We start from the raw sequence: 12,005 nt of genomic DNA on the forward strand, positions 1-12,005 counted from the left end.
ATTTGACTAGTATATTTGGTCAAGTAATGGGAGTTAGAAAATTTGCTAATGGTGATATCGAATTAGATTTCTATCACGAAGATGAAATTATTGAATACCGATATTCCTCAGATCCGAGCAGATTGGGAAATTTTCCAAAAGAATTAGCAGAAACTATGGCCACTACCTTGGCTACAGATATTTGTGTTGAGATTTACTTTGGCGAAGATGGTAATCCAACTTATGTTGAATTAGAAGAATGTGACGATGATGACGATTTAGAGGATGATGAAGATTTAGAGGATGAAGACGAATCTGATGACACTTAGAGCGATACTAATAAGAAATCTATTCGACGTAATGATGATGTGTTAAATTATCGTAAAATCTGACTGATTTTAGATTTACAAATTCAAGCATTCCATATCTTGATAATTCTCTTCCAAACCCACTATGTTTTATTCCTCCAAAGGGAATTCTAGGATCAGATATTACCACATTATTTACACTTACTATCCCTGAATCTATTCGTCTTGACATCTTATCTGCTTTAGCAAGATCTTTTGTCCATATACTGGCACCTAAACCAAACTCACTTTCATTAGCTAATTTGATTGCCTCACTTTCATTTTCAACTATTGTAATTGGTGCCACTGGTCCAAATGTTTCTTCAGTTGCAATTCTCATGTTAGGTTTGATATTTTTGAGAATTGTTGGCATGTAGAAGAATCCTTTTCCTTCTATCTCTGAACCTCCTAAAAGAATTTCAGCACCTTTTTGTTTTGCGTCCTCTACAATTCCGGAAATTGTTTCTAAACCTTCTTTATTTGAAATGGGTCCAACATCAGTTTCTATGGACATGGGATCTCCAACTTTGAGTTGAGAGGCTTTTTTGATAAATAATTCGGTAAATTCTTCTGCGATGTTTTTCCCCACAAAAAATCTTTTTGAGGCTACACAACTTTGACCACAATTGATGAATCTTCCTTTAACAGCACCTTCAGCTGCTTTTTCAATAATTGCATCATCTAATACTATGAAAGGATCACTTCCTCCTAATTCTAATACACATTTTTTCAAATTTTTTGCAGCCCTTTCTCCAACCTTTGCACCTGCATTTGTACTTCCAGTAAAAGTAACAGCATTAACATCTGAGTCAATTAGATTATTTGCAGATTCTACACTACCTACAACTGTTTGATATATTCCATCAGGCATTCCTGATTCAGTAAATGCTTTCTCAATTTCAATTCCTGATTGCATAGTTACTCTGGATGGTTTCATTACAATTACATTTCCTGCCATTAAACATGGGGCTGCAAATCTCAATGCTTGCCAATAAGGAAAATTCCAAGGCATAATAGAACCAATTACTCCCAGTGGTTCAAAAGTTAGAAAACTCTTTCTTGCATCAGAGCTTAAAACTTCATCAGAAAGAAAACTGTCTCCATGATCTGCATAAAATTCTAATGCCCAAGCACATTTTTCAACTTCGCCAATTGATTCTTTGAGGGCTTTACCCATTTCAGATGTTGCAACTTTTGCAAGTTCCGTTTTGTGTTTCTTTAGATATTCGACTAAATTGTAAACATAACTCCTTCTTTTTTCATAATCCTTTTTCCATTCAGGAAAAGCTCGTTTAGCTTTTCTAACTAGGTCATTTACTTGGTTTTTATCCATTGGAGTAAAAGTCTTAATGTTCTCACCTGTTGCTGGATTTACCGTAGTTATTTGACTCAAGGATTTCTCAAAGAATTTCTCCTATTTAATCTCTAACTTATTTTTTAATATTTTTTGAAAAATTAGAAAGTGTTTTTGAATAGGAATCCATCATCGTATGAACAAATTCCTCATATGACTTCATGCCTGAAGCCCTTATTTGCGAATACCATTTTAGATAATTATCATAATTTTCAATTTGCTTAATACACGTACTACTAAGAAAGTCTGAATACTTTCCAAGATTTTTCAAAAAATTCGGATCAATATCCAATTTTTCAAAAAATTCCTTTTCTGACAAAACACATGTCCCAAAAATATTGTCTATGGCATGAAGATACTCTTTGTACATATCTGAATATATTTGAAAATGTGAGGGTATTTGAGCTTCTAATTCATTGATAATTTTCGATGTGTTTCCTTTCCAAACATTACAGATGGATAACGAATCATCTTCTGACATGCTCATAATACTATGATTTTGTATTTATCCTTATATTACAACAAATCAAAATGTCTGCTGCATATCTTTTTTTATTTCATCAATTTTCTTCGAATATGCTTTTTTAGATTTATCATTTTTCTTTAGGTTCAAAACATTTCCACATGAAGGACATTTGAACATGCCATCAAGTGCACTCTCAAATGTTACTCTTGGACAGTCTTCATTTCCACAATGATAAAAGTCGGAGGCATTTTCATAATCTAATCTTTGTTGTAATCTTTCTTCAATTTTCTTTTTTTGGTTTTCAATGAAATGTTCAACTTCTTCCCTTCTAGTTCTCCATCTGTAGACAAACCAGCCTTTTCTCTCATCTTTTACTCTGATTCCTGTAATTAGTGATTTTCCAAACAAATCATACAATACCTTTCTTACCATATTGATTCTTAGACCTGTGGAGCTTGCAATCTCTTCATCAGTTGCATCTTCGGCTTTGAGTAATGATCTAGCAACTTTGAGATATTCATCCCCTCCAATCATGGAGGCGATTCTAACAAAAGGATCTTCGTATTTGTCTACCAACTCAAATGACTCCTGATTTTCTACTATTAATCCCTTGTTTCTTTTACTTGTACATTTTTACCATTTTTTGTGGGTATGATCTTTCTTTTTGCATCAGGAAAGTCTTTCTCAAATTGTTTACCCTTTTGAATACGATCTAAAAGAATTGCCAGAGCGCTAATCTCTGAATGGGGTTGGCTTCCAACTCCGACATTATAGTCTGCTAATTCATAAATCTCTCTAGGAACTTTTTCAGCCCCAACAACAATCAACAAATTTTCTTCTTTTTGGAGTTCTTCTTGGGCATCGTTGATATTTTGACCATACATTGAAAGATGAATAATTTTGAAGTTATCTTCCTTTTTCTTCTTAACAATTGATTTCCATTTATCAATAAACTCTACTTCAAATTTTCCTCCCCAAGTTCTATTGATTTTTTCTATAGTGTCCTTAATCTCTGGATTTATTTCACTCATGAAAATTCTATCAGCACCAAATGCTCTTGAAACAAGTGCAACATGAGTTGTGACTCTATCATCTCTAACTACTCGTTGTCCAATTCTTACTACTTCAATTACCAAGAGTATCTTTAACTCCTTCAGATGAATTTTTATTGAATTTGTATGAATTATGACTTTCTGAAATATTTTTTATCAGTTCTTTCAATTCCTTTACATTTCTGCCTGTTTTTGCAGAAACTGAAATTAGTTTTTTATTTTCAGATAAATTAAGTATGTCAATTTTTCGATTTATCTCATCTTGTTTTAGCAAATCATCTTTGTTTAACACATAAACTATCTTGTCTTTCTCAACACCCAATTCACTCAAAGTTCGCATACAACTAGAAAATTTCTTTTTTAATTCAAAAACAGAATCACTAATGTCAATTACTAGAATGATGATGTCTGTATATGTTAGTTCTTCTAAAGTAGATTTGAATGCATCAATCATATATGCAGGAAGTTTGCTGATGAATCCGACTGTATCTGCGATTAAGAATGGCTCTTGATCAATTGTTACTCTTCGTGTTGTGGTAGTTAGTGTTGTAAACAGTTCTTTACTTTGAGCTCTTGATTCACCTGTGACTTTGTTAAACAATGTGGTTTTTCCTGCTGATGTATATCCTGCCAGCGAGATTGTTTTGAATCCCATTCTCTTTCTGCCTTGTCTATGAAGTTCTCGCTGTTTTCCTGCTTTCTCAAGTTTAGATCTTATTGTTTGCATTCTATGTTTGATATCGTTATAGTAAACATCCACCTCGAACTTTCCAATTCCCATAAAACCTGGTTGCTCCCCCATATTTGCAAGACGAACTTTTTCTTTTGCTCGAGCCATCTCATATCGTAATTGAGCCAATTTTACTTGCAATTTTGATTCAGCACTGGATGCTCTACTTTCAAAAATCTCCAGAATTAATCCTTCTCTATCTAAGATCTCTCTATGGAGTACAGATGCTAGATTATAATTTTGACTTGGTTTTAAAATTTCATCAAATATGATTACATCTGGTCTAAGCTTCTCTGATATCTCTTCTAGTCTTTCTAAAACCCCGCCACTAATTCCATACTTTGGTTTTTGTAGGAAATCCTGTTGAATGATGTGGACTATTTCATACCCTGCAGCATCGCATAGTCCCTTAGCCTCGTTTATCGAATCTTCCTGATCATATGTGATTAAAATTGCTGATTTCATTTCTTTTCAATCCTAACCTATTTTTGATAATTATTCCGTTTTTTTCAATACTTTTTCAATATTCATATTCAATACAATTTCCGCTATGTCACTGGCATACTCTGAAACCCTTCTAATATTCTCAGACATTCTTCTGATTCTATAAATTTCCTCATCGTCTTTTAATGATTTTGAGGCATCTCTTACTTTTTTCTCATATTTGGCAATTTCAGCTGCTTTTTCAATAATTTTTTCTGCTTGTACATAATCTTCTTTGAACAAAGCCAAACATGATTCATCCAATACTGATAAACAAAATTCATTCATATCCTGCAGCTTCTCTAAAATCTCTTTTTTAACAGATTTTTTAAACTCTAAAAGATCTTTTGCAATAAATGATGCGTGATCTCCTGCTCTCTCTATATTTTTTACAACTAGCCTATATCCAAGACAATTCCTAGCATTTCTAAAACCCATCTCTTTAAGCATATGCTCATTTTGTATTGCAATCTTTAATTGACGAATTATGTAAAATCCAAATCTATCTACTTCATCATCTGTATTGATAACTTCTTGTGCCAACTCCAGATTGTTTTCTTTAACAGCTAAAATTGCATCACTTGACATTGATTTTGCCAAGTGTATCATTCGCTTAAAGGCGCCATCAACAGATAATTCCAGCAGGTTTACAAGAACTTGCACTGTAATTCCTCCACTAGAGTCAGAAATAATTTCTGAGCCCATTAGCATTCTCTTTACAGCTTCCTTTACCGTATTCCTTTGATTGGGACTTAATCTGCCATTTTTTGGTTTAACATTAATCGTCTTAAACCCAAGAAAATACAATGAAATTAATTTTCTAATAATGGAAGATGGTTTTTCTTCAGCATCTATTTCAATTACGGCATCTTCTTTTTTTTGAATACGAGATTCGAATTTTGGCGGATAAAGTTCCAAAGTTGATGAACCCTTTCTTACCATTCTAATTTGATCCCCTTGTTTTAGCCCTAACTCCATAATCCATTGTTTTGGAAGTGAAACTATGTAGGATGATTTCCCAGTAAATTGAATTTTCCTTGTTTCCTCTCTTTCTTCCATAATCTAAAGAGATTAAACCTATCTATATAGTTTCAAAGTTGTAATATGGTTTAACATTGAACTAATATTTAGAATGAAAAATATCATGGGCATGGAACAAATTCTCAAACTCCAGTATTCACTTGATGCGTTATTTGGTAATGGTGTTTCAAAATATCTACCAAAAAATATTGAAATGATATTTTCACGAAAGACTGGAAGAATTCGAACTGTTTCACATGATGGAAAATTATTGTGCACTTTGAGGATAGATGGTGGTCTAGCAATTAGTCCTTACTTTGCACAAATCTTACTCAAAAGTAAAAAATTCAAAGAAAACTGTGTTGAGGTAAACCAAGATGCTGCGCCATTTGTAATGGAAGGCAAATCCGTATTTTGTAAGCATGTGGTATGGTGTGGAAATAAAGTAAAGATTTCTGCTGATACACCAGTTTTGTTTAAAGACAAAGTTATTGCAGTTGGCAAGGCGGTCTTATCACATGAGATGATATCTGATTTTAATCGAGGTGTGGCAGTAAAGGTCAGAGATAGTTTAAAAAGTCCTAAAGGGGAAATAGAGTCATGATGCGAGGAGGCGGAAATCGCGAAATGCGAAGGATGATGGATAAGATGGGTCTAGACATGAATGAATTATCGAATGTTCAAGAAGTAATAATTAAGACTGATAAAAAAGAGATTATCATCACCAAACCAGCTGTTACTGAAATGAAAGCAAAGGACAATTCAATTTTTACAGTAACTGCCGATAGTTATGAGGAAAGAGAATTAGAGGTTCCAATTTACTCCGAAGAAGATATTCAACTTGTTAGTCAGCAAGCAGGAGTTGATGAAGAAAAGGCTAAAAATGCTTTAGAGGAGGCCAAAGGCGATCTAGCTAGAGCAATCTTACTTTTAACAACTGGATAGTACTAATCTTCTATTATTTTGTGCCTAAAAATTCTCTAAAAATGAATGGTTTGAGAATATGTTTTGAGTGTAAATTTTAAATCTATTCCAATACTACAACTTTCCCAGTCATCCAAGGATGTGCAATACAGTAATAGTCAAACGTTCCTTCTTCATCAAATTGATTTGTGAAAGTAGTTCCAGGAGAAATTAATCCACTATCAAAGATTCCATTATAACCATCTGAAGGGATTCCACTTGTAACAGTGTGAACTGCAATGTCATCGTTAGTCCATGTAACACTGGAATGCTCATTAATTGTTACCGAATATGGGAGATAGCACTCGTTTGTTTTCTCACATCCTGGTGAAGCAGAATCACGAGCAATTGAAACTTGGGTACTTTGTGAATCTGCTCCAGTTTTTTTATCTACATCATTTTGATTATCCGAAAATTGTTGATTATTCATCATATTTCCCCCCATCATCATGTTGCCACCCATCATATTCATCATGTCTTGATTATTCATCATGTAATTCATCATTCCAGGATTATTCATCATATGTGTCAACATTTGTTGTTGCATTTGGGGGTCATTCATCATAGTATTCATCATTGGTCCCATCATCTGGTTCATGTGTTGAGGATTAGACATCATCATATCATGCATCTGCTGCATCATCTGAGGATCATTCATCATTTGCTGTGGAGTCATCATATCTGAACCCATCCAATGTTGAGACATCATTGGATTATTAGACATCATCTGATCAAACAGTTCTTGATTTTGAAATTTCATTGACATTGGATCATATGTACTAGCAAAATAACCATAACTTACACCAACACCTACAAAGAAAACTCCAATTACAATTGCTATCCAAACAGGCTGGCTTACCATATTTTCAGTAATTCCTTTCAATATTTAATGTGATTATCAGATGTCAATGTTGGTTCTAGCCCTTTGAAATAGAAATTTGATTCTATACGGCCTGATTTAGGCGTAGTTCACGCCTACGAAGTGAATGATTTAAGTAATGGATTATCAAATTTGAACTATAATGAGCAGTATGGCCGAATCCAAAGTTACTGGAATTATCAAATCTTTGAATGCTTTGGAAGATGATTTAGATTCTTTAAACAGCAAAGTTGGCGATATGAAAAAACAATTGAATCTTAAAGCTCAGAATGAAATTGATGCATTATTAGAAAAGACAAGAGAAATGGCTACAAAAGAAGCTGAAGTAATTATTAATGCATCTAAAGAAAAGGCAACTTCTGAATCTTCTAAAATTACACAAGAAGGAGATGCTAAATTATCTGAAATCCAATCCACAATTGATGCCAATTTTGATGAAGCAGTGAAACATGTGGTGTCAACTGTTTTGAAGGCATAAACCTAAATTTCATATTTTGTAAAATTACTCATAGATCCCTTACTGAATACTCGTATTGGAATTGCTACTACATATGGTAAGCCTTACTATAGATTTTCAACATACCTTAAGAAACTAGAATTATCTTTTGACTCTATTCTACCTGAGGATATTTCTAATTATGCAGGCCATCTAATTTTTACCACTAAAAAAGAATCACCCAAAAAATGTGAAAAACTCTTACTCCATGAAGATATCTTTGAGCATCATTCAACTGTGATAAAAGGTATAATGATGCAAAAACTAAATCTAGATTTTGAAGAAGAATTTTTAATTTTAGGCATTGATCCCGGTCAGCGAATTGGATTGTCTGTTTTTTATTATGGACAAGAAATTGAGAGCTCCTTTCATTTATCTGTGGAAAATTTAGTTTTCCATATTATTCAAATTTTAGGCGGTCTAAGAGCAAAACGAAAAATTATCAAAATTGGAAATGGAAATATGGAAATTGCAAAAAAAATTGTTTCAATGTTAAATCTAAATTTCTGCTCATCTTTTGAATTAGAATTTGTTGATGAAAGTAAAACTAGTATGAAAATCAAAAATTTTAATCAACGTGGAAGACGTGACATGCTTTCTGCAAAATATATCTCTCAGCGTGATGGTTTTCGACATTCAATATTGCCTCTGTCACTTACTGGTTAAAAAATCAAAAAATAATTGATTTTTTTAAAAATTATTGATTTTTGATTAATTCATGAATGCTTAATTTGTGTAGTGATTAAAGTATGATGATTTTTTCAAATTTTTATATGTTTTATAATATTTAATGAAATTTTTTCTTAAACAACTATATGACCACATATTATTTTTTCAAAAAATATGGTTTTGAAATAAGCTATACATATTTATGGATGATTTCTTGATTTTTTTTGAAACTAATGCCATTGATCGTTACATAATTTAAAATATTTACAACTTTTTTAATTTTTTTTATAGATTTTATCGATCCATGCTTATATAGTTAAGAAATCTATATAAAACTACCAAGATGACTTGTAAAGGAATTTGTGTTAGATATAAGGCTCAAAAGCCTGTTGGAACCGGAAGATATGCTTCAGGACAACGTCGATGCCAAATTTGTGAGATTTTCATCAAATGGGAAGGACTTTGGTGTCCATGTTGTGGATATAGACTAAGAACAAAACCACGTAATCTGAAATACAAAGCAAAATTACGCGCTAGAGTTGAGGCCGATTCTATTGAAGCTAAAGCAGTTGCTGATACCCAACCAGAAGAAATTGAGGTTGAAGTAAAAGCAAAAACTAAATCAAAAGCAAAAACTAAATCAAAAGCAAAAACTGCAAAAGCTAAAACAGCAAAATCCAAAGTTGCAACAAAAACTAAAGAAAAAACTCCATGCAAACACTGTGAAAAACTATTTGTTTATCCAGATAAACATGAAAAGAACTGTAAGAAGAATCCTGAAGTTCAAGTTGCATCTGCCCATGAGAAAGAATCAATAGCAATAAAAGCATAAGATTTGTTCATAGCTTATTGAACTCTCCAGATGGATTTTTCCAGAAAACGGTAAATTTGGAGAGCCGTAACTTCTTTTTACAAATTCAAAAATTTGAAAATGGATATTTTATTTCAGTAACTGAGGGTTCTAAAAAAATTGGTTCTATTGTTGCTTCTTTAGCCACAGGACCCACACCTATTACCACTACTGTTATTCCTGCAAGAACTGATTCTCTTTTTCTCAAACTTGTAGCTGAACGGATTAGTACTAGAATGCGAGGAATTGCTTTGGTGTCAGTATTTGTTCAAAAAGAACTGGAAACTGATACAGCAAAAGCCTTAATGTCTGAAATTATGGAGATGATTGAAAATGAGTGATTTAAGAAATTATATTTCTCAAATTAAAAAGATCAACGATCTAAAAACTGTAAAAACAAAGGTTTCAACAAAATTTGAGATTGCAGGGATCACTGCTAAAGTTGATGGCTCATACGCTGTTTTATTTGAAAATATTAAAGAAAGTAATTTCCAATTAGTTTCCAATTTAGTCGGAACCAGAAAAAGATTTGCTTTGGCAGTAGGAGGAACTGAAAATAATATTCATGAAAAAATTATTTCAGCAATTAAAAAAGCAAAAAAGCCAAAAATTACTGGTTCAGGAAAATTCATGGAAAACAAGTCAAAAAATCTACTTTCCATGCCTATAGTAACACATTTTGAAAAAGAATCTGGTCCTTTTATCACATCTTCAGTAGCATATGCTAAAAATCCTGAAACTGGTAAACAAAATTCTTCATTCCATAGATTAATGCCAATTGACAAAACCCATTTTTCTATTCGAATGGTTGAAGGGCGTCATCTTCATAGATGTTTTGTTGATGCAAAAGAACATGGAGAAGATCTCAAAATTGCAATTACTGTAGGAGTTCATCCAGCAATTTCTATTGCAGGTGCATATCAAGCTGAATGGGGAAAAGATGAGATTGATATTGCAAATTCGCTTTTAGGAGGAAAACTAACTTTGACAAATCTCCCTTTTTCAGGATTGAATGTTCCCTCAGGTTCAGAAATTGTAATGGAAGGAAAAATTCTTCGTGATAAAACTCATCCTGAATGGATGGTTGAAATGCTTCAAACATATGATCATAAAAGATCTCAACCTGTTTTTGAACTTGAAAATCTTTTCTTTAGAAATAATCCTATTTTCCATGATGTTCTTTCAGGATATTCTGAACATAGATTGCTTATGGGAATGCCAATTGAATCAAAGTTAAATGGTGAACTGAAAAAAGCATTTCCTCAAACACTACAAGTCTCTATGACTAATGGTGGATGTAATTGGTTACATGCAGTTGTACAAATCAAAAAGAAAAGTGATTCTGAACCTAAAAAAATAATTAAAAAAACATTTGAATCACATCGTTCGTTAAAACAAGTAACTGTAGTTGATGAAGATATTGATCCAAATAGTGCAGAATCAGTAGAATATGCAATGGCTACAAGATTTCAGGCTGACAAAGATCTGATAATTCTTAAAAATGTGCGTGGCTCTAGTCTTGATCCTTCAAGTGATCAAAAGAAATTACAAACTGCTAAAATGGGAATTGATGCAACACGTTCCCTATCTAAACGTCCAGAAGGTTTTGAGTTAGCTAAAATCCCAAAAATTGATAAAATCAATCTAAAAAAATATATCAAATAATCAAATCAACTGATTAAATTAAATTGGATGAACAAAAAACAGTTTTGAATATAAAATGTCCTCAGAAAAAGCCAAAATACGTGAAAAAAGTCCTTCAGAATCTCATGCAGAAGTAATTGTTAGAATGTTCCCTTCTGATGCAAATCCTGCAGGCAATGTGTTTGGAGGTGAAATCTTAAAACATATTGATATGGTTGCAGGAATTGTAGCACAGCGTCATTCTCAATCAAATGCGGTAACTGTTTCAATGGATAGTGTAAATTTCCTAAAACCTGTATTTGTTGGAAATGTATTGACATTAAATGCTAGAATAAACTACGTCCATAATTCTTCAATGGAGATTGAAGTAAAGGCAGAAGCTGAAGATATTGTAACTGGAATCAAGACGGTTACTGGAACTGCATTTGTAACATTTGTGGCCCTTGATACAAATGGAAAACCTACACATGCTCCAAAATTGGCTCTTAAAACAGATGAAGATAGAACCAAATTTGAGGAAGGTAAACTCCGAATGGAAAAACGTCTAAAAAACCGTCAAAAATAAACCACCATCTATAGATCCATTTAAGAATGGCATAAACTATCTGTAAATATTGTCTGAACAGGATAAAAGTAATGAATGGGATTCTTTATGGCAAGAATATACAAAATCACTTGAAAACTGGAAAACCGTTTATGAACAAATACAAAAGGCAAGTAGTGACATGCAAGAAAAATTCAATCAAGTATGGGATAAAGCTACTGTTGAATCTAGTACTGAAACCATGAAATTATTTACTGAAAATTGGCAAAAATCAATGGCTGATGCTGGAATGAATTCCTTCAAAGAATTTACTGAAAATTGGCAAAAAGCCCTTACTGATTCAAATGCTTCCACTTTCAAACAATTTTCTGAGAATTGGCAAAAGACTCTCAGTTCATCTGGGCTAGAACAAATGAATGCTTATGGTGAAATGATGAAGAAATTCGCTGAAACTTGGAGTTCAATGTGGCCAAAATCTTAATTCACTGAATTGAGACAAAAATTACTCTTTTTTTGTAGCTGTACTGC

General features: G+C 32.7%; 17 protein-coding genes. 10 read left to right on the plus strand and 7 right to left on the minus strand.

The features are described 5' to 3' along the window. The first annotated feature begins 2 nt into the window (after positions 1-2). Positions 3-308: a hypothetical protein gene (locus NADRNF5_RS01335; protein WP_425339004.1), complete on the plus strand. Its 306-nt coding sequence runs from the start codon at positions 3-5 to the stop codon at positions 306-308. A gap of 19 nt (positions 309-327) precedes the next feature. Here NADRNF5_RS01335 and NADRNF5_RS01340 read toward each other — a convergent pair whose 3' ends face one another. Genes NADRNF5_RS01340 through NADRNF5_RS01365 form a run of 6 tightly spaced genes read right to left on the minus strand, consistent with a single transcriptional unit; the run spans position 328 to position 5,470 of the window. After that, complete coding sequence (locus NADRNF5_RS01340; RefSeq protein WP_082051957.1) at positions 328-1,719, minus strand: NAD-dependent succinate-semialdehyde dehydrogenase; 1,392 nt, start codon at positions 1,717-1,719, stop codon at positions 328-330. 37 nt (positions 1,720-1,756) lie between these two features. After that, the gene (locus NADRNF5_RS01345; RefSeq protein ID WP_048114901.1) at positions 1,757-2,161 is read right to left on the minus strand and encodes a hypothetical protein; all 405 of its coding nucleotides are present in this window, start codon (positions 2,159-2,161) and stop codon (positions 1,757-1,759) included. Between the two features lie 45 nt (positions 2,162-2,206). Beyond that, a complete protein-coding gene (locus NADRNF5_RS01350) occupies positions 2,207-2,722 on the minus strand; it encodes a transcription factor (RefSeq protein ID WP_048114906.1) in 516 nt (171 codons plus the stop codon). A gap of 26 nt (positions 2,723-2,748) precedes the next feature. Then, positions 2,749-3,282, minus strand: coding sequence for a tRNA (cytidine(56)-2'-O)-methyltransferase (locus tag NADRNF5_RS01355; RefSeq protein ID WP_048114908.1), 534 nt, complete (start codon positions 3,280-3,282; stop codon positions 2,749-2,751). Further along, on the minus strand, positions 3,272-4,393 hold the full coding sequence (gene hflX / locus NADRNF5_RS01360) for a GTPase HflX (protein WP_048114909.1): 1,122 nt from the start codon (positions 4,391-4,393) through the stop codon (positions 3,272-3,274). The genes NADRNF5_RS01355 and hflX overlap by 11 nt, the downstream gene beginning before the upstream one ends. A 30-nt stretch (positions 4,394-4,423) precedes the next feature. Then, complete coding sequence (locus tag NADRNF5_RS01365) at positions 4,424-5,470, minus strand: phosphate signaling complex PhoU family protein (protein WP_048114911.1); 1,047 nt, start codon at positions 5,468-5,470, stop codon at positions 4,424-4,426. A 91-nt stretch (positions 5,471-5,561) separates the two neighbouring features. On the opposite strand from NADRNF5_RS01365, the gene NADRNF5_RS01370 reads away from it, so the two are divergent. Continuing rightward, positions 5,562-6,035 (plus strand): PUA domain-containing protein, encoded by a 474-nt coding sequence (locus NADRNF5_RS01370; RefSeq protein ID WP_048118718.1) that lies wholly within the window; start codon positions 5,562-5,564, stop codon positions 6,033-6,035. Continuing rightward, a complete protein-coding gene (locus NADRNF5_RS01375; protein ID WP_371505107.1) occupies positions 6,035-6,376 on the plus strand; it encodes a nascent polypeptide-associated complex protein in 342 nt (113 codons plus the stop codon). Before NADRNF5_RS01370 ends, NADRNF5_RS01375 begins: the two co-directional genes overlap by 1 nt. An 82-nt stretch (positions 6,377-6,458) precedes the next feature. Here NADRNF5_RS01375 and NADRNF5_RS11000 read toward each other — a convergent pair whose 3' ends face one another. Continuing rightward, on the minus strand, positions 6,459-7,277 hold the full coding sequence (locus NADRNF5_RS11000; RefSeq protein WP_148313035.1) for a cupredoxin domain-containing protein: 819 nt from the start codon (positions 7,275-7,277) through the stop codon (positions 6,459-6,461). Positions 7,278-7,425: 148 nt separating this feature from the next. Here NADRNF5_RS11000 and NADRNF5_RS01390 point away from each other — a divergent pair, with 148 nt between their 5' ends. The 7 genes from NADRNF5_RS01390 to NADRNF5_RS01420 all read left to right on the plus strand — a co-directional run bounded on the left by NADRNF5_RS01390 (position 7,426) and on the right by NADRNF5_RS01420 (position 11,958). Beyond that, positions 7,426-7,752 carry a hypothetical protein gene (locus tag NADRNF5_RS01390; protein ID WP_048114914.1) on the plus strand — a complete coding sequence of 109 codons (327 nt, stop codon included), beginning with the start codon at positions 7,426-7,428 and terminating at the stop codon, positions 7,750-7,752. A gap of 273 nt (positions 7,753-8,025) precedes the next feature. Then, a complete protein-coding gene (locus NADRNF5_RS01395) occupies positions 8,026-8,436 on the plus strand; it encodes a hypothetical protein (RefSeq protein WP_237089304.1) in 411 nt (136 codons plus the stop codon). A gap of 346 nt (positions 8,437-8,782) precedes the next feature. After that, positions 8,783-9,271 carry a hypothetical protein gene (locus NADRNF5_RS01400; protein WP_048114917.1) on the plus strand — a complete coding sequence of 163 codons (489 nt, stop codon included), beginning with the start codon at positions 8,783-8,785 and terminating at the stop codon, positions 9,269-9,271. A 17-nt stretch (positions 9,272-9,288) separates the two neighbouring features. Then, positions 9,289-9,630: a proteasome assembly chaperone 4 gene (locus NADRNF5_RS01405; protein WP_048114919.1), complete on the plus strand. Its 342-nt coding sequence runs from the start codon at positions 9,289-9,291 to the stop codon at positions 9,628-9,630. Further along, positions 9,623-10,954, plus strand: coding sequence for a UbiD family decarboxylase (locus NADRNF5_RS01410; protein ID WP_048118727.1), 1,332 nt, complete (start codon positions 9,623-9,625; stop codon positions 10,952-10,954). Before NADRNF5_RS01405 ends, NADRNF5_RS01410 begins: the two co-directional genes overlap by 8 nt. 55 nt (positions 10,955-11,009) lie before the next feature. Further along, positions 11,010-11,498 carry an acyl-CoA thioesterase gene (locus tag NADRNF5_RS01415; RefSeq protein ID WP_048114921.1) on the plus strand — a complete coding sequence of 163 codons (489 nt, stop codon included), beginning with the start codon at positions 11,010-11,012 and terminating at the stop codon, positions 11,496-11,498. Between the two features lie 49 nt (positions 11,499-11,547). After that, positions 11,548-11,958, plus strand: coding sequence for a hypothetical protein (locus tag NADRNF5_RS01420; RefSeq protein ID WP_048114926.1), 411 nt, complete (start codon positions 11,548-11,550; stop codon positions 11,956-11,958). The last annotated feature ends 47 nt before the right edge of the window (positions 11,959-12,005 follow it).

It is taken from the genome of Nitrosopumilus adriaticus (genome assembly GCF_000956175.1).
In the GTDB taxonomy this organism is placed as follows: domain Archaea; phylum Thermoproteota; class Nitrososphaeria; order Nitrososphaerales; family Nitrosopumilaceae; genus Nitrosopumilus; species Nitrosopumilus adriaticus.

What these genes read in the sequence shown, in the direction of transcription:
- NADRNF5_RS01345 (WP_048114901.1), bottom strand. Translation starts at nt 2,161, where the DNA reads ATGTCAGAAGATGATTCGTTATCCATCTGTAATGTTTGGAAAGGAAAC.
- hflX (WP_048114909.1), bottom strand. Translation starts at nt 4,393, where the DNA reads ATGAAATCAGCAATTTTAATCACATATGATCAGGAAGATTCGATAAAC.
- NADRNF5_RS01365 (WP_048114911.1), bottom strand. Translation starts at nt 5,470, where the DNA reads ATGGAAGAAAGAGAGGAAACAAGGAAAATTCAATTTACTGGGAAATCA.
- NADRNF5_RS01370 (WP_048118718.1), top strand. Translation starts at nt 5,562, where the DNA reads ATGGAACAAATTCTCAAACTCCAGTATTCACTTGATGCGTTATTTGGT.
- NADRNF5_RS01375 (WP_371505107.1), top strand. Translation starts at nt 6,035, where the DNA reads ATGCGAGGAGGCGGAAATCGCGAAATGCGAAGGATGATGGATAAGATG.
- NADRNF5_RS01390 (WP_048114914.1), top strand. Translation starts at nt 7,426, where the DNA reads ATGGCCGAATCCAAAGTTACTGGAATTATCAAATCTTTGAATGCTTTG.
- NADRNF5_RS01395 (WP_237089304.1), top strand. Translation starts at nt 8,026, where the DNA reads ATGCAAAAACTAAATCTAGATTTTGAAGAAGAATTTTTAATTTTAGGC.
- NADRNF5_RS01400 (WP_048114917.1), top strand. Translation starts at nt 8,783, where the DNA reads ATGACTTGTAAAGGAATTTGTGTTAGATATAAGGCTCAAAAGCCTGTT.
- NADRNF5_RS01410 (WP_048118727.1), top strand. Translation starts at nt 9,623, where the DNA reads ATGAGTGATTTAAGAAATTATATTTCTCAAATTAAAAAGATCAACGAT.
- NADRNF5_RS01415 (WP_048114921.1), top strand. Translation starts at nt 11,010, where the DNA reads ATGTCCTCAGAAAAAGCCAAAATACGTGAAAAAAGTCCTTCAGAATCT.